Source organism: Amycolatopsis sp. WQ 127309 (genome assembly GCF_023023025.1).
Lineage (GTDB): Bacteria > Actinomycetota > Actinomycetes > Mycobacteriales > Pseudonocardiaceae > Amycolatopsis.
Map to the genome: position 1 here is coordinate 11,041,563 of NZ_CP095481.1, position 21,100 is coordinate 11,062,662.

A 21,100-nucleotide genomic window follows, 5' to 3' on the forward strand; every position below is an offset into this window, starting at 1 on the left:
GCGCGGCGAGGAAGGCAGACTGCCTCCAGGGGGAACAGAAACCGTCAGCCGTGTCACGCGGCGTTCAGCCGGCGCGCTGGACCCACCAGGGCCGTCAGGTCGACGGCCACGGCCGCCAGGGATGGCTGAGTCGCGATCTCCGTGGCGATCGCCGCCGCGGCCTGCTGGAACGCCTGCCTCTCGAGCAGCTCGGCGCAGCGGTCGGCCACCGCGGCCGGGTCCGCCTCGCCCGGCGGCAGGCTCAGGCCGGCGCCCGACAACACGACGGCCGCCGCGTTGTCCAGCTGGTCGTCGAACACCGGTAGCACCAGCTGGGGGATGCCCACTCCGAGGGCCGTCAGGGATGTGCCCTGGCCGCCGTGGTGGACGGTGACGTCGCACGCCCGGAGGACGTGGGACAGCGGCAGCCGGCCCGCGTGGGTCACCACTGCGGGCAGCGGGGGCCAGCCGGCGACGACCTCGTCCTCGACCGCCACCACCACCTCGACGTCGAGGCGGGCGAGCGCGTGCAGCATCGGCATGACGACCTCCGCTCCCCCGCCGGGACCGAACCGGGGCAGCACGGTGCCCAGGGTGAGGCAGATCCGTGGCCGCTTCCGCGGCTGCCACACCCAGTTGGGCACCCGGGCCTGGCCGTCGTACGGCACGTTGCGCATCCGGCGCTGGCGCACGGCGTGCGAGCGGCGCAGGCTCGGCGGCCACGGGTTCAGCACCGTCATCGGCGGCGGTGCGGCCGCCACACCCAGGCGGTCCAGGTGCGGTTCGAGCTCGTCCTCCGCCGCGATGCGGTACTCGCGCAACAGCGGGATGCCCCACTGCAGCTCGACCGCGGGGACGCCGGCCGCCGCGGCAGCCACCGGGCCCGCCGCCTCCGCTCGCTCGCCGAGCACCAGGTCCGGCCGCCATGAGTCCACAATGGACAGAAGGCCCGGCAGGTTGCGCGCGGCGTTGCGGCCGAACACCCGGCCGTTGCCGTACCGCCGCGCGGACAGCCGGTCGGTCGCGCCGCCGACCGCGAGCCCGGCGAAGTCCGCCGCGGGGCCGCACGAGGCGGCGGGGAGCCCGGCCCGCAGCACCTCGGGGACGAAGTCGTCGGCGACGGCCACCAGCACCTCGTGGCCGAGGCCGCGAAACGTCCACGCCAGGGGGACGAGCGGGTAGAAGTGCCCGCACAGGGCCGCGGACGTGAGCAGTACTCGCATGCGTGTCTCCCCGTCGAGCCGCCGAGATGTGCCTGCCCGACACTAGGAACGGGTGGCACACCGGCACGTCTTCGCGGCTGCTGCGTGCTCGCAACGCCGGAGATGCCCTCCCCCGTGGCGAAGCGCTGGGTCGCCGGGTGCGCGATCCCTTGGGGGACCGCACATCCAGACGCGCACCCGGGTCCGCTCAGCCGGCGCTGCGGGTCCGCCACGCCGGCGACTGCCGGCCCAGTACGGCGGCGAGGTCCTCCAGCGAGCTCTGCAGGATCCGCAGGTCTTCGGCGACGAGGGCCTGCGGGCCGTCGCAGAGTGCCTGCTCCGGGTGGGGGTGGCAGTCGACGAGCACGCCGTCCGCGCCGACCGCGACCGCCGCGCGCGACAGGGGCAGCACCAGGTCGCGCCGCCCGCCGGAGTGCGACGGGTCGACCATCACCGGCAGGTGCGAAAGCCGCTGGACCACCGGAACGGCGGAGATGTCGAGGGTGTTGCGGGTCGCGGTCTCGAACGTGCGGATCCCCCGCTCGCACAGCACGATGTCGAGGTTGCCGCGCTGGGCGATGTACTCGGCGGCCATCAGCCATTCCTCGATGCTCGCGCTCATGCCGCGCTTGAGCAGCACCGGCTTGCCGGCCTCGCCGACCGCCTGCAGCAGCCCGAAGTTCTGCATGTTCCGGGTGCCGATCTGCAGCATGTCCGCGTACCGGGCGACCATCGGGACGTCGTGGGCGGAGACCACCTCGGTGACCACCGGGAGACCGGTCTCGGCCCGCACGTCGGCCAGGATCTTCAGCCCCAGCTCGCCGAGGCCCTGGAAGGCGTAGGGCGACGTGCGCGGCTTGAACGCGCCGCCGCGCAGCAAGGTCGCGCCCGCGGCCTGCGCCATCCGCGCCGCCTCGAGCGTCTGCTCCGGGGTCTCCACCGCGCACGGCCCGGCGATCAGGGTCACCGTGTCCGGGCCGATCGGCACGCCGCGGACGTACACCGTGGACCGTTGCGGGTGGTGCTCCAGGCTCACCAGCTTGAACTTGGCGGAGATGCGGGTGACGCTGTGGACGCCCGGCATCGCGCCGATGTTCAGCGTTTCGAAGCGGTGGACGTCGCCGACGAGCCCGACGACCACCCGGCTCACGCCGCGGCTGACGAAGGCTTCGCCGCCCGCGGCCGCCACCCGGTCGACGATTTCCTCGACGTCATTTTCCGTGGCATCGGCAGCCATCACGACGACCATGATTCCGCACCTTCCGCCGGCCGCGACCACCGTGGCGGTGGCCCGAGGAACCGAGCATCCGGCAGGGCGGCCGCTAGCTGCGTCTCCACGGTTGCGCACCCGCCGTCGTGCTCGATTCTCCGCGGCGCGCGGCTCAGCTCTCGGCGGCGAGCACCTTCCCCAAGCCCGCGTAGCCGACTTCGTGCAGCCGCCGGCCCGACACCTCGGCGTAGGCCGCGTCGGCGCGCAGCCCCACACCCTCGACCATCCGGTTCATGAAGTTGAACAGCGCGCACACCAGGACCGCGTCGTGCAGCGCGCGCTCGTCCCAGCCGGCGGCGAACACCGCTTCGGCGTCGGCCTCGGTCACCCGGGACGGCGTGCGGGTCAGCTTGCCGGCGTAGGCGAGCACCGGCCGCATCTTCTCGTCGACGGGCGCGGAGTCGAGATCCTGCACCGCGGCGGCGAGCAGCCCTTCGGGGACGCCGAACGCCTCCGCGGTGACCGTGTGGATGCCGTGGCAGTAGTCGCAGCCGTTGAGGCCCGAGACGTACGCCGCGATCAGCTCCCGCTCCCCCGGGGTGAAGGGGGACTCGGCCCGCATCACCTGCTCGTGCAGGTCCAGCAGCGGCCCGGCGGGGCCGGGGTAGGCCCGGAACACGTCCAGCAGGGCGGTCTCAGCCGGCAGGGCCTTCAAGTAGGACATCGGGTTCTCCTCGTTCGTCGGCGAGCCGGTCGACCTCCCGGCGACGCAGCGTGCAGGCGGTCAGGTAGCTGATGGACGCCGGTCCGGCGCCGGGGACGGCGGCGGCGACGTGCGCGGCGGTTTCGGCCCAGGCGCGCCGCGGGGAAGCCGGGTTCGCCGCGACGGGCAGGCTCGCGAGGGACGCCCGGACCGCGCGCCAGCGGGCCCGCCCGGCCGCGATCAGGTCGGCGTAACGGGGACCGGCCACCTCGTGCCGGGCCTGGTCGACGGCCTGGGTGACCAGCGCCGTGTCGGCGTCGGCGAGCCGGGCGGATCCGACGCCGGCCAGCAGCCGCTCCGCGTCGAGGCCGAGCAGGATGACGCCCACCTCGGTGCCGTCCGGGTCGTCGATCGAGGCCAGCGCGAACCGGAGGTCATCGGGCACCGGCCACCGCCGGGACCAGGCCGTGGCGCAGGCCGTGCGCGATCGACGCGGCCACCCGCGCGGTCGCCACCCGGTGGCCGTCGATGTTGCGCGCGGCCGGGCCGAACACCAGTCCGGCCGCCGCGCCCACCACCGACACGCGCGGGGCGCGGGTGTACTGGAGCGTCCGCTCGTCCAGGTCCGGCCAGCCGTCGCGCTCGCCCACGACCGCCGACGGCAGCAGGCCGCTGCCGATCGACGGGGTCGTGCCCAGCGCCAGCACGGCGGTGTCCGCCTTGATCGTCCGGCCGCTCTCCAGCCGGCAGACGACGCCCGCGTCGACTTCCTTGACCGCTTCGCCGCGGTGCACGACCAGCCGTCCGTCGGCTTCGGCCTGCTGCAGCAGGGGCCGGAACTCGAACATGATGGACGCCCGCCGGAAGCGGCGCATCAGGTCCAGCCGCCCGGCCCGGTCGACGCCGTCGAAGCGCGCCCGCCCCTCCGGGCGGAAGAACGAGGAGTTGACGTCGGCGCACTGGTAGTGCTCGCCGGCCTCGCGGACCACCCAGTGCACCTGCCGGCCCGCCTCGAGCGCGCCGGCGATCAGGTGCGCCGCGGTGAGCCCGGCGCCGACCACGACCTGGCTCTCCCCGCCCGGCGCCGCCGGTTCGTCCCAGTAGGACACTCCGGCGGGCGGCCGGCCGCCGCCCCACCAGGCTTCGGGCGCCGGACGTCGTTCTTCGCCGAGGCAGAGCACGGCGTGCCGGGCGGTCACGGTGAACCGGTTCGCGCGCACGGTCACCGCGTCGTCGGTCGGCAGCACCTCGCGCACCGAGCCCGGCCAGGTGTTCTCCGTGACGTGGTGGCTGGTGGCCAGGTGGTCGCAGTAGGCCTCGAAGACGTCGACCGGCACGACCGAGCGGTGCCCCGCCTGGGCCATCCGGACCTCGCGCCGCTCGGTGGCGTTCAGGCGCGCCCAGTGCAGCCGCGCGAAGTCCAGCAGCTCGCAGTCGCGGTACCCCTCGACGCCGGGGTGGTGCTCGTAGGGTGAGCGGAGGACCCGCTGGCCCAGCCGGTCGACCCGGTCGAAGAACCGGCCGCACGGACGGCCGTCCCGGTCGACGATGACGACGTCGCGCACGCCGTGGTGCCACAGCGCGGACGCGACCGCGAGCCCGGCCGGGCCCGCGCCGACGATGACGACTTCGGCGGAGTTCGCCGGCCCCTCGCGCCGGTCGCGGACGGCCGGGCGCGGCAGCCGCGGCCAGTCACGCCCGCGTGGCGACTCCAGCAGGTGCGGCTCCGGCACGAACTTGATCACGAGGCACCCACAGCCGTGCCCGCCGGGCTCAACCGACGACGGTGATCGGCACGATCAGCTCGATCACCGGACGCTGCTGCATCCCGTCGCTGACCAGCTGGCTCAGCGTCGCTTCCGACTGCTCGGCGCTGTCGGAGGCGATCGGGCTGTACCGGGAGTAGAAGTAACCCGGCTTGCGGCCGTTCGTCTCCATCGAATACATCTTGAGCACCGCTTCGCCCGGGCGGACCTCACCGTCGTAGAAGGTGAGGCGGCGCTGGTCCGGCGTCATGAAGCTCTTCGCGAACTGCGGGGACATCACCGCGGTGCCGGGGTCGTCGACGAACGTCGAGTCCTCGTCGAGCACGGCCTGCATGGCCACCCACGTGCGGTCGGTCAGGTTCGTCTCGGCCTTGATCACCTGCCAGCGGCCCGGCTCCGGCAGGGTGACGCTGATCGAGACGTCGTGGTCGGTCGTGTCGATGGCGCCGGTGATCATCAGGACGCGGCGGCTCAGATCGGCCGTCCCGGTCATCTGGATGTCACGGGCCCTCACTCGTCCGTGGACATCCAGTCCGGGCAACTCGGGTGACGACATGATCCGTCCTCCTTTTAACCAAGGATCCCCCAGAATGCGGACCGACCCGCAAACACGAAAAGGCTTTCACACGCCGAGAGACGCTGTCAAGGTGAGGAACACATCGACAGAGCGTGACGCGCGTCCGCCGGGCGGCGGCGCGGTGGCTAGGCCGTTCGGCCTAGCCACCGTCCGGGCTACTGGGCTCCTCCACAGGCGGCCCGACCGCACCGCCGAGACCGGCGGCTTCGCTGTCCGGCAGGCCGACGTAGCGAATCGCGAACGAGGAGTCCGCGCGTCGCAGGAGGACCTTGAGCACCAGATCGGGCCGCACCGCGACCACGAAAATACCGCGGTCCCCGGGATCGCCGAAAATGTCGTAAATGAGGAATGCGGAACCGTCGCCAACGGCGAACAATGCTTCGTACATGACATTTCGCTGGGCCTGTGACGCCGATTCGGCCCACTTGTCGAGCAGTTCGGTTCCCTCGATGAGCTGGAGGCGCATCGCCATCCGCCGGCCTCCCAACCAAACGTCCGCGGGGTTACCCGAGACGGGCCGCGGGCCCCGGCCCGCCGGGCCCTGGTGACACTCCGGCCCAAACAGCTTCCAGTTTGCCCCGGGACACCCGCCGGGCTCATCTCCGAACTTGCGCTGCGGCGCCCGGGCGGGCCCGGCACCCCCGCACTGCGGGAGACGTGGGCGGGCGGTGCTCGATGCGAACGTGGACGAGTGACCGGGAAGCCGCGCCGTCCGGCCGGTTTCCCGTGCCCGCCGCCGTCCCGCCGTTCGCCCGAAAGGAAGCGCCATGACGACCACCGAGGTGCCGGCCGCCGACCAGGCGGCCATCGGAGTCATCCCCCAGCGGCTCCTCGCGGCCTGGGCGCACCAGGACGCCGCGTCGATCGCCGACCTGTTCACCGAGGACGGCACGCTGATCCTGCCCGGCGTCTTCCGCCAGGGCCGCCAGGACATCAAGGAGTACTTCGCCGAGGCCTTCGAGGGCCCGTACGCCGGCACCCAGGTCGTCGGCAAGCCGATCGGCCTGCGCTTCCTCGGCCCGGACGTCGCGCTGCTGCTGTCGTCCGGCGGGGTGCTGGCGGCCGGCGAGACCGAGGTGTCGGCCGCGCAGGCGATCCGCTCCTCCTGGCTGGCCGTGCGGACCGAGGGCCAGTGGCGGCTCGCGGCCTACCAGAACAGCACCGCGAAGCAGGGCCTGCCCACGCCCGGCTCGACCGCCACGACGGCATGACCGCCAGCCCTCGCCGCGTCCCCCCGGGACCACCGCGCCGGGCCGCCCCCGGGATCCTGCGCAAGCTCCGCTCGGACCGGATCGGCCTGATGAGCGAGGCCGTCCGCGAGTACGGCGACGCGGTGCGGGTGTCGATCGGCCCGAAGACGCTCTACATCTTCAACCACCCCGACCACGCCAAGCACGTGCTCGCGGACAACGCGGCCAACTACCACAAGGGCATCGGCTACACCGAGGCCAAGCGGGCGCTGGGCGACGGGCTGCTGACGTCGGAAGGCGCGCTGTGGAAGGAACAGCGGCGCACCATCCAGCCGGTGTTCCAGCACAAGCGGATCGCCGCGCAGGCCGACGTGATCATCGACGAGGCGCTCAGCCTGGTCGAGCGCCTCACCGCCCACCGGGACTCCGGCGCGCCGGTGGACGTGCTGTCCGAGATCACCGCGCTGACCCTCGGCGTGCTCGGCAGCACCCTGCTGGACACCGACCTCAGCGCGTTCGACGCGGTCGAGCACTCCTTCGAGGCCGTGCAGGACCAGGCCATGTTCGAGATGGAGACCCTGGGCATGGTGCCGCGGTGGCTCCCGCTCAAGGGGCAGCGGGCGTTCCGCGCGGGCCGCGACCACCTCCAGCACGTCGTCGGGCTCCTCGTGGAGCAGCGGAAGGCCCGGCCGTCCGCGACCGGCGACGACGTGCTGACCCGGCTCATCGCCTCCACCGCCAAGGAATCCGACAAACGGGTCGCCGACCGCCGCATGCGCGACGAGCTGGTGACGCTGCTGCTGGCCGGGCACGAGACGACGGCCAGCACCGTCGGCTGGACGCTGGACCTGGTGAGCAGGCACCCGGAGGTCCGGGAGCGGCTGCACGAGGAGGCGGTGGCGGTCTACGGCGACCGTCGCCCGGCCTACGAGGACCTGACCCGGCTGCGCTACACGCACATGGTGCTGCAGGAGGCCATGCGGCTGTTCCCGCCGGTGTGGATCCTGCCGCGCCGGGCGCTGGCCGACGACGAGGTCGGCGGGTACCACGTGCCCGCGGGCTCGGAAGTGCTGATCTGCCCGTACATCCTGCACCGGCACCCGCGCTACTGGCCGGAGCCGGACCGGTTCCTCCCGGAGCGGTTCGACCCGGACGTGACGTCGGATCGCCCGCGCTACGCGCACATCCCGTTCGGCGCCGGTCCCCGGTTCTGCGTCGGCAACCACCTGGGGATGATGGAGGCCACCTTCATCATCTCCACGCTGATGCGCGACCTGCGGTTCGACACCGTGCCCGGGTTCGCGGTCAAGCCGGAGCCGATGATGTCGCTGCGCCTCGGCGGCGGGCTGCCCCTGACCGTCCACTCGTTCCCGGACCTCGGCCGTGCCGCGGCCTGACCGCCGGACATCGCGAAAGTGAGTGAACATGACTGAGCAGGCGGAGAACGGCTACGGCCGGCCCGAAGACCACCCGAAGGCGGCGGAGTTCGCGAAGCTGCGAGCCGCCATCGCCGACGAGGGCGTCCGGGAGCACTTCCCGTTCCGCTTCCTGGCGGCCAACGAGACGTTCGCCCGCCTCGTCGACGCCACCGCCCACCGGATCCTCTCCGCGATCGGCGCCCTGCCGACCGCCTCCGGAACCTCGGTCCCGCAGGCCAAGCAGGAGCTGTCGATCCCGTGGCGCCGGACGATCCCGTTGCACTTCCTGTACGAGAAGCTGTCGGACTCGGGGATCTTCGCCCGGGAAGGCGGCCGGTACGTGCCCGGCACGGTGGCCGTCCCGTCGTTCGACGACGTCGCCGCCGAACTCGCCGCGCGCGAGCCGGGTGCCGCTGTCGCCGTCGAGATCCTGCGGACGCTCGTCGACGAGGCGAAGACGTTCTTCGCCGGCGAAGCGACCGGCGACGAGATCCTCTTCGCGCCCGCGCAGCTTCCGTTGTGGCTGAAGTACTTCTCCAACGACAACCTGCTGTACTCCATCAACAACAAGGTCGGCGCGGAGGCGCTGAGCCGCCTCGTGCCGGCGGCGGGCGGCCCGTTCGAGATCCTCGAGATCGGCGGCGGCTGCGGCAGCGGCGCCGAGCAGGTGCTCCGCACGCTCGGTTCCGACGTCACGCGCTACCGGTTCACCGAAGTCGCCGAGACGTTCGCCCGGCACGGCGAGAAGGCGGCCGCGGCCGCCGCGTCGCCGTCGACGACGGTCGAGTCGGCCCGCATCGACATGACGCTGCCCTGGGAGGCGCAGGGGGTCGAGCCCGGCACGTTCGACGCCGTGTACGCGGTCAACTGCTTCCACGTGGCGCCCGACCTCGACTTCGTCGTCGCCGAGGCGGCGAAGGCACTGAAGCCGGGCGGCGCGGTCGTGGTGTCCGAATGCGTGCGGCCGACGAAGCTCGCCCGGCCCATCCACGCCGAGATCATCTTCGACTTCCTCGACAGCTTCACCGACGTCATCACCGACCCGGTGAAGCGGCCGACGCACGGCTTCCTCACCCCGGCCGCCTGGCGGGCCACGTTCGAGGCGGCCGGGCTCGGCGACGTGACGGTCCTGCCCGACGTGGACGCCATCGCCGAGCAGTACCCGGACTTCGTGGTCGGCGCCGTGATCGCCCGCGCGAGCACCCGGTGATCGCCGGGCTGGTCCGCTTCGCCGTCCGCAAGTCCCTGCGCGACACCCGGCACGTCGGCGTGGTGCCCCGGCGCCGGGCCCGCGGCCTGGTGGCCGCGGTCTACCGGCAGGTGGAGCAGGACTTCGGGATGCTCGCGCCGCCGACGGCGCTGCACTCCGCGGCGCCGGAGTCGATGGCCGCGGCGTGGCTGATCCTGCGGGAGACGCTGCTGGTGCCCGGCCCGGCCGGCCGCGCGGCCAAGGAGGCGGTGGCCACCGGGGTGTCGGCGGCCAACAGCTGCCCGTACTGCGTGGACGTGCACGGCATGACGCTCGCCGCGATCCCGGACGGCCCCGGCGAGTCCGGCGGCGCCGAACGGGCGGCACTCGAAGCGTGGGCGCGCGCGTCCGCGACGACGGCGCCCGCGCCGCCGTTCCCGGCCGCGCACGCGCCCGAGCTGATCGGCGTCGCCGTGGCGTTCCAGTACTACAACCGCATGGTGAACGTGTACCTCCGGGATTCGCCGTTCCCCGCGCACGTCCCCGAGTCCGCCAAGCCGCAGGCGCGGCGGGTGCTCGGCGGCGTGCTGCGGCCCCCGGCGACGTCGGGACCGCGGCCGGGAGCGTCACTGGAGCTGCTCCCGGCCGCTCCGGCGCCGGCGGACCTGGGCTGGGCGCGCGGGAACCCGGTGATCGCCGACGCGTTCGCCCGCGCCTACGCCGTGGCCGAAGCGGCGGGTGCCCGTTCGGTGCCCGCCGGCGTCCGCGCGCTGGTGCGGGAGCGGCTGGCCGCCTGGGACGGGCAGGCGCCGGGGCTCAGCCGGTCCTGGCTCGACGAGGCGGTCGCCGGGCTCGCCGAGGCCGACCGGCCGGCCGGCCGGCTGGCGCTGGCCACGGCGCTGGCGTCCTACCAGGTCGACGAGGGGCTCGTCGAGGCGTTCCGCACCACCGCGCCCGGCGACGACACCCTGATCGAGCTGACCGCGTGGGCCGGGATGGCCGCGGCCCGCCGGGTCAGCAGCCTGCTCGCCGGGGCCGTCGCCGACCACGCGTGACCCCGCGGTAGCCCGAAGGCCTCCCCACCCGAAAGGGCGGGGAGGCCTTCTTGGTTGCGTGGAAACCCTTGCGCCCGCGGCATTTCCGCTTGGTCGCGATGGGAGCAGCGCGGACGAGAACGGCCGACACACCGGCAGGCAGGTTCGCTGTCGACGCCGCGTGCCGTGGTGGCCACGCCGGGCGGTGTGCCGGCCGTTCTCGTTGCCGTGTCGGCCGTTGCGGGCGGTGTGCCGGGATGTCGTACCACCGACTCGGCGAGGCCGGCACGATTCGTGCCGGCCTCGCCGGATGTCCTACGGCGGTCCGCGGGACCACACGCCGGAAACCCGAACGGCTACGGCGGAAGGATCCGCCGTAGCCGTTCGAGCTATCACCGGTGCGCCGTCGGTCACCGCGAGACCCGGCGCCCGTCAAGGGGACGAAGCCGGGGCCGGCGCGGACACCGTCGCTGAGGGTCGGTGTCCCGCCGGGCCCGGCTTCGTGGCGCGAGGCCGTCCGGGGAACCGCTTACGCGGCCTCGCCCAGCCGCTCCTCGAGGTCACGCTCCATCTCGGCGACGACGTCCGACCAGACGATGCCCCGGCCGAGCCGCGGCATCGGCCGCACGGTCAGGTCGACCGGCGCTTCCACCGGCTCGACGTACCGCGAGGTGGCCGCGGCGGCGTCCGTGCGACCCGTGTTGTTGGCAGTCATGACTTTCCCTCTCCTTCGTGCGGCCCCGGTAGTGCTCGGGGCCGGCGTCGGTTCACGCGACCCGGCCGTCCACGTCGTGGTAGCCGCCGCTGTAGAAAATGAGGGCGTCCTCGCCGGCCCCCCGGCCGGTGGCGACCACGCGGCCGAGGAAGACCGAATGGTCACCGCCCTCGATGACCTGCGCCAGCTCGCACTCCAGCCAGGCCAGGGCGCCCGTGAACAGCGGTGCCCCGGTCTTGCCGCCCGGCGTCCAGCTGACCGCGTCGAACTGGGCCAGCCCGTCGGGCCGCTTCCAGTCGGCGAAGTACTTCGACACGGCCTGCTGGTCCGAGGCCAGGATGTTCACCGCGAACGAGCCCGCGGCGACGATGGAACTGTGCATGCGTGCCGCCTTGGCGACGCAGCACAGCACGAGCGGCGGATCCAGCGACACCGACGAGAAAGCGTTCGCGGTCATCCCGTGCGGGTCCGCGCCGCCGGCCGTGAGCACCGTGACGCCCGTCGCGAACTGCGCCATCACCTGGCGCAGTGCCGGTTGCGGGCTGAGCCCGCGGCGCGCCGCCGACGTCGGCACCCGCTGCAGCGGTGTCCGCTCGGCGGGGCCTGCTCCTGGGTGGCCCATTTAGACTCCCTTGCCGTTGCGCGCCGTAGCCGTCGTGTAGGGCGCCAACGCCTCCAGCAGCGCCTCGGGCACCCGGACCGGCACGGTCGCCGAGTTCGGTCCCCGCATGCAGGCGATCCGCTGACGTCCGCGCGCCACCAACCGCTCGCCGTCCGGGTGCAGGTGGACGTAGTCGAAGGTGAACTGCAGCTGCGTCTGGGTCAGCTCCTCGAGGCGCATCCGGATGGACAGCTCGTCGAAGCCGGTGATCTCCGCGAAGAACTCGCACTCCACCTTGAGGGTGTAGAGCTTCAGGTCGCCGCGGATGTCCGCCAGTACCGCCGGAGCCCGCTCGACGAGGAACATCTCGCGGCACCGGCCCTGCCACCGGACGTAGTTGACGTAGTAGACGTTGCCCACCATGTTGGTCTCTTCGAAGCCGACCGTGTGGCGGAGCTCGTAGTAGCCGGTCATTCTCGGTTCCCCTCTGCGTGGAGGACGGCGAAGACCACGGGGGCCGGCCGGTCGTCGACCGTGGTCGACCAGGTCGCGATCAGGGCGTCGCCGCAGGCGAGCAGCGCCCACCCGTCGGCCTCGACCCGGCGGACCGTGAGGGCCTGGGTCATCCCGCCGGTCTTGCGCACGCACTCCAGCGCGCTCCAGACCCGGGTGTTGGCCACCGCGACCGGTTCGCCGGTGTCCGCGGCCAGCAGCCGGCCGACGGCGACGAGCTCTTCGCCCAGCAGTCCGGTCCAGTCTTCGTCGGTCCGCTCGATCGCACTCTCGATGTCACACGTGAGCTGCCCGGAGCCGGTGACCGCCAGCGTCAGCTGCGCGGTGTGCGACGCAGTCACCTCGGCCCCGTCGATCTCCGGCTTGCCGTCGGGCCGGTAGCGCACCTCGACCGGCCGGTCGAGGCTGCGGCTCGCCGCCAGCGCCGTCTGGACGCGCCGCTCCGCGATGCCTTCGCACACGCGGTCCGCCGGGTCCGGCTCCAGCACCACCGATCGCCGGCCGCCGAGCAGCCGCTCGCACGCCCGCTCGAGGTAGGCCCCGAGCATCGACGGCACCCACGGTCCCGCCCCGTCGCGCTTGCGCACCGCGCGGAGCATCAGCCCTTCCCAGCGTTCGACGAGCGTGCCGTCCGGGTTGCGGACGTCCAGGTCGTAGACGTAGCTGTCGCCGTCCTGGGACCGTTCGCGCGCGTCGAGCAGGACGTACTCGTCGTGCTGCTCGCCCGGTGCGGCCAGGTAGAGCTTCTCGATGCTCTGCGGCAGCAGCGTCGCGTCCGGGATGCAGCACTGGATCGCGTGCATCATCGCGTCCCGGGTGCCCGGGTCGGCCAGCAGCTTGTCCTGCGGCAGGAACGGCGCGAACCACGCCACGTTCGCCGACGTCGAGATCTCGGCGACCGCGTGCCGCGCGCTGGCCCGGCGGTACCCGAGCACGCGCTGGAAGCGCTTGCCCTGGAACAGGACCGAGCCGTACAGCTCGCGGATCGGGTCGACCGGGACCGACGGCAGCGCGACGTCCCGCAGGGTGGTCTCGCCGAGCGACTCCGGCCGGGCGAAGTTGAGCCGGGCCCGGAAGTGATCGGCGCTGAAGCCCGTCTCGTCGCTGCGGATCACGACGTCCACGGTGTCGGCGTCCCGGGCGAGCGCGGCCAGCCGGATGGTGGTCGACTTGCCCGGCGAGACGATGATCGGGCGCAGGAACTCGACGCCCTCCAGCACCGGGGTACCGCCGCGACCGACGGTGGCCGACGCGACCTGGGTCATCGCCTCCATGCCGAGCACGGCCGGGAAGAGCAGCTGACCGTCGAGCAGGTGGTCGGTCAGGTACGGGTCGCTGCCCGCGGACAGCTCGGCCTCGGTGATCAGCTCGACCCCGGGGTAGTGCACGACCGTCCGGTCGATGAACCGGGTCAGCGGCAGCTCGCGCCGCTGGATCGGCAGGGTCGGCAGCCCGTTCATGCGGCCGCAGATGACGAGCACCGGCGGCGTGGCCGGGTCCGAAAGCAGCTGGCGCAGGATGGTGATGCCCTCGTCGAGCGGGATCGGCGTGATGCCGTCGCGCATCAGGGCGCTGACCACGCCGAGCTTCTCGCCCATGCCGGTGCCGGACCAGACCGACCACTCCAGCGCGATCGCCCGCGCCCGGGGGTGTTCCCGGCCGAAGCGCAGGGTCGCCTCGGTCATCCAGTCGTTGGCCGTGGAGTAGTGCGCCTCACCGCGGAGGCCGGCGCGGCCGATGATGCTGCCGAAGGTCACCAGCAGCTTGATGCGGTCCTGGTCGACCGCGTCGAGCACGGCGTTGAGACCGTCGATCTTCGGCGCGATGGTCTTGCGGAAGGCGTCCTCGGTCAGGCTGAACAACGCGGCCGGCTCGTTGCGGCCCGCGCCGTGCATGACCGCGGTGACCGGGCCCAGCTCGGCCTCCACGCGGGCGACCACGCCGGCGATCTGCGCGGCGTCGGTGACGTCGGCCCGCTCGTAGACGTAGCGGATGCCCGCCGCCTCCATGCGGTCGAGGTTCTCCAGCAGCTCGGGGTCCGTTTCCGGGTCGCTGCGCCCGAGGAGCGCGAGCTTCGCGCCGGAGTCCTTCGCCAGTGCCAGCGCGCTCTCCGCCGTGATGCCCTTGCCGCCGCCGGTGACCAGCATGACGTCGGTGCTGTCGAGGGTCTCCGGGATGGGACCGGAGGCCGCCGCCGGCAAGCCGACCAGCCGCGGGACCGTGCGGCCGCCGTCGGAGCCGTAGCGGGCTTCGACGAAGTCCGTCGTCGCCGCCACTTCGGCGACCACCGTCGTCACCGCCCGGTCGATCGCCGCCGGCTCCGCCGGGGTCGGGTCGGCCAGGTCGACGATCGTGGTCTTCGCCGACGGGTCCTCCAGGCGCAGCGTCTTCGCCAGGCCGGAGGCGCCGTAGCCGTGGTGCACCACGACGAACCGCGTGCCGTTGGGCGCGGCCATCAGGGCCCGGCCGGCTTCGAGGAACAGCCCGACGTGCCCGGCGTCGCAGTCGGTGGGCAGGCAGAGCAGCACGCCCTCACCCGCACCGCTGCGGGCGAGCGCCGTCCGCAGCGGCTCGGCGAGCGGGTTGCCCGGGGTCGAGAAGACCTGCCACTGCGCGGACACGGTGCCCGAGGGCAGGTCCGCGGCCGGGAGGGCCGCGGGCAGGTACTCGACCGCGAACGGCCGGACCCACGGCCCGATGCCCGGTGCTTCGCCCTTGCCCGCCGCGTCCGCCGGCTTCGCCGTCTGCGCCAGCTCGTCGATCATCTCGGCGAGATCGCCGAGACAGACGGTGGCGAAGTTCGGCATGCCCTCGAGCGCGGGCCGGCCGAGGGCCCGGGTGACGTCGTTGACCAGCTGGCCCACGGTGATCGACGAAAGGTGCAGGTCGTCGAGCGGGTGGGTGTCGGCCGTGACCGTCTCCAGCGGCAGCTCGACGCGCTCGGCGGCGAGCCTGCGCAGCAGGTCGAGCGTGGTGCTCTCGGTGTCGGCGGCTTCCGCCTCGGCGGGCCGGGCACCGGCGGCAGCCTGCTCCGCGGCGAGCTCGGCGTCGATCGCCGGAGCCGCCTCGCAGGGGCTGGCCAGGAACCGGTAGACCCCGTCGGCGGGCAGTTCCCGGACCACGCGGCCGGCGAACAGCCGCTCCGGGGTGACCGGGGCGCCCAGCGCGAACGCCGCGCCCAGCACCCGCAGGACGGCGCCGAGGGAGGTGCTGTCGGTGTCGAACGCCAGTACCGGCGTCCGCGGTGCGATGTCCTCGAAGAGCCCGGTGAGCACCCGGCCGGGACCGACCTCGATCACCAGGTCGCTGCGTTCGGCGACCTTCGCGGCGGCCTCCCGGAACCGGACCGGCTGCACGATCTGCTCGCACAGCAGCTCCGGCAGGTTCTCGGCGGCGTGCAGGACGTCGCCGGTCACCGTGGAGATCACCGGCCGCTGGAGCCGCTCGAAGCTGAACTCGCCGAGCCGCTCGATCATCGCGGTGGCGGCGGGTTCGACGGCCGGGGAGTGGAACGCGTGCGACACCTTGATCCGGGTCGCGCCGACGCCCTGGGCCTTGGCCAGTGCGACCACCCGGTCGACGGCCGCGATCGGTCCCGAGATCACCGTCTGCTGCGGCGCGTTGTAGCCCGCGATGACGACGTCGGTGCCGAGCCCGAGCTCCTCGGTCCGGGACGGCGACGCGGCGATACCGGCCATCGCGCCCGTGCCGGGGCCGACCTCGGTCGCCATCACCCGGCCGCGGATCCTGGCCAGCTCGGCCACCTCGCGCTCGCCGACCGCGCCGGCCCAGTGCAGGGCGGTCAGTTCGCCGAGGCTGTGCCCGGTGGCGGAGCTCGCTTCGACGCCGAAGGCGCGAAGCACCCGCAGCCCGGCGAGGGAGCCGGTGACGATCCGCGGCTGGGCCACCTCGGTGGAGGCCTGGTCGCCGTCGGTCGGCAACGCGGCCGCGTCGTAGAGCTCGCGGGCGACGTCGAACCGGCGGCGGACCGCGCTGTCCCCGCCGCGCCCGGATCCCTGGCCGGGGAAGAGGAACCCGATCCGCGGCGCGGTGGGCCGCGAGCTCGCGAAGATGCCGTCGGTGCTCTCGAACACCGAGTCGCCCTCTTCGAGCAGTTCGAGCAGCCGGGTGAGCTTGCGCTCGGCCTGCTCGGGGTTCGCGGCGACGACCGCGGCCCGGACCGGCTTGCCCGACAGCTCGGCGGCGAGGCTGCCGGCGAGGTCGGTCAGCTCGGCGAACGACAGCTTCGGCACCGATTCGAGGAGCGCCGCGAGGCGTCCGCGCAGGGTGGCGACGTCGTCGGCGTCGAGCAGCAGCAGCTCGGCGTCCTGCCGGCCGGCGACCAGGGCGCGGGAGCGCTCGTCGAGCTCGTCGCGGCGGGGCGCGTGCGGCCCCTCGGCCACGGTGACGTGCGAGTTGATCCCGCCGAAGCCCATCGCGGACACGCCGGCGCGCACCGGGTGCTCCGCGGGCCACAGCTCGGCCTCGCTCGGCACGTACATCCGGGCCGCGTCGCCGGTCAGCGACTCGTGCGGGTCGAAGTGCCCGGTGCCGGGCGGGATGACCTGGTGGTAGACGGCCAGGGTGGCCTTGATCAGCCCGGCCACACCGGCCGCGGCCTTGGTGTGCCCGATGTTGCCCTTGATCGTGGACAGCGCCGCCGGCTTGGCCAGCGGGTCGGCGTCCCGGCGGGCGGTCGAGAGCGCCTCGATCTCGGTGGCGTCGCCGAGCGCGGTGCCGGTGCCGTGGCCTTCGAAGTAGGACACGGTCTCGACGCCGTAGCCGGCGCGGGTGTACGCGCGCTTCAGCGCCAGCCGGTGCCCGGCGGCCTCGGGCCGCGTGATGCCGCCCTTGCCGTCGGAGGACACGCCCCACCCGGTGACCGAGGCGTAGATCCGCTTGCCCTGCTCGATCGCGTCGCTTTCACGCATCAGCACGAGCATGCCCGAGCCCTCGCCGGGCCAGAAGCCGTTGGAGTCGGCGTCGTAGACCTTCATGTCGCGCTTGGCCAGCGCGCCGGTCTTCGCGAACCCGATCACCTCGAACGGGTCGATGGAGAGGTCGACGCCGCCGGCGACGGCGACGTCCAGGTCGCCCTGCGTCAGGGCGTTGGCCGCGCTCACCACCGAAAGCAGCGAGGAGGAACAGGCGCCGTCGACGGTGTACCCGCCGCCGCCGAAGTCGAAGTGGTTGCAGACCCGCCCGGCGATGGTGTTCGCCAGGCCGCCGGCCAGGGTGTCCTCGTTGATCTCCGGGAACGGCGCCTTGTACTGGATTTCCAGCTCGCGCAGGAAGTCGCCGGTCTCGTCGTCGCCCCAGCCGCGCCCGGCCAGCGCCGCGGCGACGGTGCGCCGGACGTAGGGCCAGCGCAGGCGCATCACGTTGGCGCGGGAGAACTCACCCGTGAGGCTGTTGCCGATGACCACGCCGGTGGCGGGCTTCGACGTGCCTTCGCCTTCGGGGAACCCGGCGTCGGCCAGCGCTTGCGCGGCGACGTCGAGGGCGAGCCAGTGGGTCGTGTCGGTGGCCCGGAACGTGCTCCCGGCGACCTTGTGGGCGACCCGGTCGAACTCGTAGTCCCGCAGCACCGCGGCCTTCTGTGCGTAAAACCGGTCCGGTGCCTTGGGGTCCGGCGAATAGTAGTCTGCCCGATTCATCCGTTCGTCGGGCAGCCTGCGGAACGCCCGGCGACCGGCCAGTACGTTCTCCCAGAGCTCCTCCGGTGAACCCGCGTCCGGGTACCGGAGACCGATACCCACGATCGAAATCCGCTCACCGCTCATGCCACCGCACTCCCACTGGCTACTCGTGCCCCGATTACCGGCCCCGGTTCAGCATGACCCGGTGTTCCGGTCGTGTCTTCTTTCTGCATGCCCGCGGTCACCGGGACAGCACCCGGCGACACGCATCCTCGAATTCGCCCGATCCGGTACCGCTCAGCGGCCGAACTGGCCTGGCGTCCGGCCTTCGCCGGCCGGCCCGCGGTACGCCTGCGCGATGTCGAGCCAGCCGTCGGCCAGCGCTCCCTCGGCGCGCACGTCGAGGTCGTCGCGGTGCCGCCGGCGGGTGACCAGCAAGCAGAAGTCCTCGGCCGAACCGGTGATCCGCTCCGGCGAGTCTTCCGGCCCGAACGTCCACAGCGCGCCCGAGGGCCCGGTGATCTCGAACCGGAACTCGGTCTCCGGCGGTGTCAGGTTCCGGGCCTGGTAACCGAAGTCCCAGACGCGGACGGCGAACCCGACCAGGTGCCGCAGCCGGTCGGTGCGCACCGGCGTCACGCCGAGCGCGTCGGCGATGTCCTGCCCGTGCCCGAACAGCTCCATCATCCCGGCGCACGCGAGGACGTACGGCGGCAGCGGGTTCACCAGCCACGGCACGAGCTGGTCGCCCGGCACCGCGGCGAGTGCCTTGATCGCGGTGTCCCGCTCGCCGCGCCACTTGGCCAGCAGCACTTCGCCCGGGTCGGTTTCGAACTCCTTCAGCGCGGCCTCGACCGCCGCGTCGAGGCCGCCGGTGAGCGACTTCGTCATCGCGACGAACGCTTCCGGCTGCGCCGAGGCGAAGCCGGCGATGCGCAGGATGAAGGTGAGGTGGGCGATCTGCTCCCGGACCCGCCAGCCCGGCGCGGGCGACGGGGTCTCCCACCCGGTCTCGGTGAGGCCGGCCACGAGCGCGTCGACCTCGGCGGCCTCGGCGGTCAGGTCGGCGAGCACAGCCGTCGTGTCAGTCACGTTGTTCCGTCCTCTCGTTCGGGGTTCAGCTGCCGGCCACGAGGTCCAGTTTGGACACCGCGCGCCGGCCGGTGATGGAGCCGTCGGGAGCGGGCGCGCCGTAGGTGACGGCGACACCGCGCTCGTTCAGGGCGCGGACGATGCCGGGCACGGACCGCTCGGCGAGCGCGGCGATCGTCATGGCGGGGTTCACCGTCAGCGCGCCGGGAACCGAAGCGCTGTCGGTGACGAAGATGCCCGCGTGATCGCGCAGCTCGTGGTTCGGGTGCAGCGCGGACGTCGCCGCGTCGTCACCGATGCGGCACGACGACAGCGGGTGCACGGTGTAGGCGCCCACGACGTCGTTGGTCCACGGCGCGACCTTCGCCAGGCCGTCCTTCTCGATGATGGCCTTGCAGTCGGCGTCGGCCAGGGCCCAGCCGCGCAGGGTGTTCGGCGTCGGGTCGTAGCGCAACGGCCCGCGGCCGAGCATCTGCTGCGAGATCCGGTACGCGTTCCCGGTCGGCGGCGGGGTGCCGAAGACGCCTTCGTTGTCGTCCTCGGTCATCAGGAAGATCGTCAGCCAGTTCGACCACTGCTTGAGGATTTCCTTCTTCTCCGCGCCGAACCAGCGCGGCTCCTCGCCACCGGGCGCCTGCGCGAGGATCGTGCCGAGCCCGGGCGGGAAGTACAGCTGCTCCAGCGAGTACCGCTCGTACTCGGGCAGCGAGCCGTCGAGCTTGTCCCAGTTCGCCACGGTCGGGCCCTTGCCGATGTGGTTCGCGGCGTAGACGGCACCGTCCTCACGGGACAGTCCGAGCACCTCGCGCACGCGGTCCTCGTCGATGATGGCCGTGTTGAGCCGCTCCCCGTTGCCGGAGAAGTACCGGCCGACCCCGTGCGGCATCCGGCCCAGCGACGCCTCTGACCGCTGCAGGATCACCGGCGTCGCCCCGGCGCCGGCGGCGATGATGACGACCTTCGCCTCGATCACGCCGGAACCGTTGTGGATGCGGTAGTCCTCTTCGTCGATCAGGTCGTAGTGGACGCGGTAGCCGCCGTCTTCGGTCCGCTCCAGCCGCTCCACCTCGTGCAGCGGCCGGATCTGCGCGCCGTGCGCCAGCGCGGCGGGCAGGTAGTTCGTCAGCATCGAGCGCTTCGCGTCGAACCGGCAGCCGGCCATCTGGAAGTTGCAGTTGGTGCAGCGGGCGTTGTCCACCGCCACCGGGGCCGGGTTCGCCGTGCGGCCCGAGTGGTTGCAGGCCGCGGCCCACAGCCCACCGGCGTAGCTGACGTCGTTCCAGTCCTGGCGCGACACCGGGATCGACTCGTCGACCCGGTCGTACCACGGCTCGAGCGAGTCGCGGCTGATCTCCGCCGGCCACATGCGGCGGCCGATGCTGCCCTGGCGGTCGAAGACGAACTTCGGCGCCCGCGGCATCGCGGCGAAGTACACCACGCTCCCGCCGCCGACGCAGTTGCCGCCGAGCACGCTCATCCCGTCGCCGGCGACGAAGTCGAACACCCGGGTGTAGCTCGACCCGAGCATGTAGTCGTGCTCGAACTCGTCCGCGGCCAGCCACGGCCCGCGCTCGAGCACCACGACCTTGGCTCCGCCCGCGGCGAGGTGGTAGGCCGGGATCGACCCGCCGAAGCCGCTGCCGACGATGACGACGTCGGTCTTCTCGATCGCGCTCATGCGGGACTCCCCGAAGGTGTGGTGTCGGGATGCGGCTCGGCCAGCTTGCGGCCGTAGGAGAACTTCGGGAACCGCCACAGGCCGTCGGCGTCCGGCAGCCGGTAGCCCAGCGCGAGCAGGCCGGGGTGCCCGGCCGCCAGCGCTTCGGCGGTGTGCCGGTGCGGGGCGGTGTCGTAGGCCATGTTGCAGAACAGGGCCAGGCTGACCCAGCCCTCCTTCTCCGGGTGACCCGGCTTCGTCAGCCGGGTCACCAGGGCACGCCGGTGCTCGTACGGCAGCGCGACGAACGGCGGCAGGTCGGAGTCGAGCTCCAGCTCGACCTCACCCGCGTAGGTCTTCGCGTGGTCGTTGAGCGACTGCGCGAGGTACGGCAGGCCGGCGGTGATGCCGGTGGCGTCGTAGTTCAGCAGCTCCAGCGCGCCCGCCTCGACCGCGCCGGCCCCCGGGGAAACCCCGGCCACCGCGTGGTCGTCCGGGGAGCGTTTCTCCCCCGGCACGATCGTGTCGGCGTACGCCTCCAGGGTCAGCACCTGGACTTCTTCTTCGCTGGCCACCGGCCTGCCTCCTCACTGTCCGAAGCGGAGAGTTGCGTTC

General features: G+C 72.9%; 18 protein-coding genes. 4 read left to right on the top strand and 14 right to left on the bottom strand.

Features of this window, described 5'->3' with window-relative positions; translation table 11 throughout:
- Positions 1–53 precede the first annotated feature (53 nt).
- The 7 genes from MUY22_RS49670 to MUY22_RS49060 form a co-directional block, all read right to left on the bottom strand.
- Positions 54–1,202, bottom strand: coding sequence for a nucleotide disphospho-sugar-binding domain-containing protein (locus tag MUY22_RS49670; protein WP_305879352.1), 1,149 nt, complete (start codon positions 1,200–1,202; stop codon positions 54–56).
- A gap of 187 nt (positions 1,203–1,389) precedes the next feature.
- Positions 1,390–2,418 carry a 3-deoxy-7-phosphoheptulonate synthase gene (gene aroF, locus MUY22_RS49035; RefSeq protein ID WP_247055480.1) on the bottom strand — a complete coding sequence of 343 codons (1,029 nt, stop codon included), beginning with the start codon at positions 2,416–2,418 and terminating at the stop codon, positions 1,390–1,392.
- Positions 2,419–2,563: 145 nt separating this feature from the next.
- Complete coding sequence (locus MUY22_RS49040) at positions 2,564–3,115, bottom strand: carboxymuconolactone decarboxylase family protein (protein ID WP_247055482.1); 552 nt, start codon at positions 3,113–3,115, stop codon at positions 2,564–2,566.
- Complete coding sequence (locus MUY22_RS49045; protein WP_247055484.1) at positions 3,087–3,539, bottom strand: DUF6187 family protein; 453 nt, start codon at positions 3,537–3,539, stop codon at positions 3,087–3,089. Before MUY22_RS49045 ends, MUY22_RS49040 begins: the two co-directional genes overlap by 29 nt.
- Complete coding sequence (locus MUY22_RS49050) at positions 3,529–4,839, bottom strand: NAD(P)-binding protein (protein WP_247055486.1); 1,311 nt, start codon at positions 4,837–4,839, stop codon at positions 3,529–3,531. The genes MUY22_RS49045 and MUY22_RS49050 overlap by 11 nt, the downstream gene beginning before the upstream one ends.
- A 28-nt stretch (positions 4,840–4,867) precedes the next feature.
- Positions 4,868–5,353: a DUF6423 family protein gene (locus MUY22_RS49055; RefSeq protein ID WP_371827720.1), complete on the bottom strand. Its 486-nt coding sequence runs from the start codon at positions 5,351–5,353 to the stop codon at positions 4,868–4,870.
- 223 nt (positions 5,354–5,576) lie between these two features.
- Positions 5,577–5,909, bottom strand: a complete 333-nt coding sequence (locus tag MUY22_RS49060; RefSeq protein ID WP_247055490.1) for a DUF6235 family protein — start codon at positions 5,907–5,909, stop codon at positions 5,577–5,579.
- A gap of 295 nt (positions 5,910–6,204) precedes the next feature.
- On the opposite strand from MUY22_RS49060, the gene MUY22_RS49065 reads away from it, so the two are divergent.
- From MUY22_RS49065 to MUY22_RS49080, 4 genes are read left to right on the top strand one after another with little or no spacing between them, the layout of a single operon-like run.
- Positions 6,205–6,648, top strand: coding sequence for an SgcJ/EcaC family oxidoreductase (locus MUY22_RS49065; protein WP_247055492.1), 444 nt, complete (start codon positions 6,205–6,207; stop codon positions 6,646–6,648).
- The gene (locus MUY22_RS49070) at positions 6,645–8,024 is read left to right on the top strand and encodes a cytochrome P450 (RefSeq protein WP_247055494.1); all 1,380 of its coding nucleotides are present in this window, start codon (positions 6,645–6,647) and stop codon (positions 8,022–8,024) included. The genes MUY22_RS49065 and MUY22_RS49070 overlap by 4 nt, the downstream gene beginning before the upstream one ends.
- 28 nt (positions 8,025–8,052) lie before the next feature.
- Entirely contained in the window at positions 8,053–9,255 is a 1,203-nt protein-coding gene (locus MUY22_RS49075) for a class I SAM-dependent methyltransferase (protein WP_247055497.1), read from the top strand.
- Positions 9,252–10,289 carry a carboxymuconolactone decarboxylase family protein gene (locus tag MUY22_RS49080; RefSeq protein WP_247055499.1) on the top strand — a complete coding sequence of 346 codons (1,038 nt, stop codon included), beginning with the start codon at positions 9,252–9,254 and terminating at the stop codon, positions 10,287–10,289. Before MUY22_RS49075 ends, MUY22_RS49080 begins: the two co-directional genes overlap by 4 nt.
- 508 nt (positions 10,290–10,797) lie before the next feature.
- Here the strand turns inward: MUY22_RS49080 and MUY22_RS49085 are convergent.
- From MUY22_RS49085 to MUY22_RS49115, 7 genes are all read right to left on the bottom strand, one after another.
- Positions 10,798–10,983, bottom strand: a complete 186-nt coding sequence (locus tag MUY22_RS49085) for a DUF6222 family protein (RefSeq protein WP_247055501.1) — start codon at positions 10,981–10,983, stop codon at positions 10,798–10,800.
- Between the two features lie 52 nt (positions 10,984–11,035).
- On the bottom strand, positions 11,036–11,605 hold the full coding sequence (locus MUY22_RS49090) for a flavin reductase family protein (RefSeq protein WP_247055503.1): 570 nt from the start codon (positions 11,603–11,605) through the stop codon (positions 11,036–11,038).
- On the bottom strand, positions 11,606–12,058 hold the full coding sequence (locus tag MUY22_RS49095; protein ID WP_247055506.1) for a thioesterase family protein: 453 nt from the start codon (positions 12,056–12,058) through the stop codon (positions 11,606–11,608). It lies immediately after the preceding gene.
- On the bottom strand, positions 12,055–17,880 hold the full coding sequence (locus MUY22_RS49100; RefSeq protein ID WP_247055508.1) for a type I polyketide synthase: 5,826 nt from the start codon (positions 17,878–17,880) through the stop codon (positions 12,055–12,057). Before MUY22_RS49100 ends, MUY22_RS49095 begins: the two co-directional genes overlap by 4 nt.
- Before the next feature lie 153 nt (positions 17,881–18,033).
- Positions 18,034–18,828 (bottom strand): TIGR03084 family metal-binding protein, encoded by a 795-nt coding sequence (locus MUY22_RS49105; protein WP_247055510.1) that lies wholly within the window; start codon positions 18,826–18,828, stop codon positions 18,034–18,036.
- Positions 18,829–18,853: 25 nt separating this feature from the next.
- A complete protein-coding gene (locus MUY22_RS49110; protein ID WP_247055512.1) occupies positions 18,854–20,506 on the bottom strand; it encodes a GMC family oxidoreductase N-terminal domain-containing protein in 1,653 nt (550 codons plus the stop codon).
- Positions 20,503–21,060: a DUF5987 family protein gene (locus MUY22_RS49115; protein ID WP_247055514.1), complete on the bottom strand. Its 558-nt coding sequence runs from the start codon at positions 21,058–21,060 to the stop codon at positions 20,503–20,505. The genes MUY22_RS49110 and MUY22_RS49115 overlap by 4 nt, the downstream gene beginning before the upstream one ends.
- Between the last annotated feature and the right edge of the window lie 40 nt (positions 21,061–21,100).

Excerpts from the sequence above, each read along its gene's own strand:
- MUY22_RS49095 (WP_247055506.1), bottom strand. The coding sequence starts at position 12,058 with ATGACCGGCTACTACGAGCTCCGCCACACGGTCGGCTTCGAAGAGACC.
- aroF (WP_247055480.1), bottom strand. The coding sequence starts at position 2,418 with ATGGCTGCCGATGCCACGGAAAATGACGTCGAGGAAATCGTCGACCGG.
- MUY22_RS49075 (WP_247055497.1), top strand. The coding sequence starts at position 8,053 with ATGACTGAGCAGGCGGAGAACGGCTACGGCCGGCCCGAAGACCACCCG.
- MUY22_RS49090 (WP_247055503.1), bottom strand. The coding sequence starts at position 11,605 with ATGGGCCACCCAGGAGCAGGCCCCGCCGAGCGGACACCGCTGCAGCGG.
- MUY22_RS49060 (WP_247055490.1), bottom strand. The coding sequence starts at position 5,909 with ATGGCGATGCGCCTCCAGCTCATCGAGGGAACCGAACTGCTCGACAAG.
- MUY22_RS49100 (WP_247055508.1), bottom strand. The coding sequence starts at position 17,880 with ATGAGCGGTGAGCGGATTTCGATCGTGGGTATCGGTCTCCGGTACCCG.
- MUY22_RS49065 (WP_247055492.1), top strand. The coding sequence starts at position 6,205 with ATGACGACCACCGAGGTGCCGGCCGCCGACCAGGCGGCCATCGGAGTC.
- MUY22_RS49055 (WP_371827720.1), bottom strand. The coding sequence starts at position 5,353 with ATGACCGGGACGGCCGATCTGAGCCGCCGCGTCCTGATGATCACCGGC.
- MUY22_RS49070 (WP_247055494.1), top strand. The coding sequence starts at position 6,645 with ATGACCGCCAGCCCTCGCCGCGTCCCCCCGGGACCACCGCGCCGGGCC.
- MUY22_RS49670 (WP_305879352.1), bottom strand. The coding sequence starts at position 1,202 with ATGCGAGTACTGCTCACGTCCGCGGCCCTGTGCGGGCACTTCTACCCG.
- MUY22_RS49040 (WP_247055482.1), bottom strand. The coding sequence starts at position 3,115 with ATGTCCTACTTGAAGGCCCTGCCGGCTGAGACCGCCCTGCTGGACGTG.
- MUY22_RS49110 (WP_247055512.1), bottom strand. The coding sequence starts at position 20,506 with ATGAGCGCGATCGAGAAGACCGACGTCGTCATCGTCGGCAGCGGCTTC.
- MUY22_RS49085 (WP_247055501.1), bottom strand. The coding sequence starts at position 10,983 with ATGACTGCCAACAACACGGGTCGCACGGACGCCGCCGCGGCCACCTCG.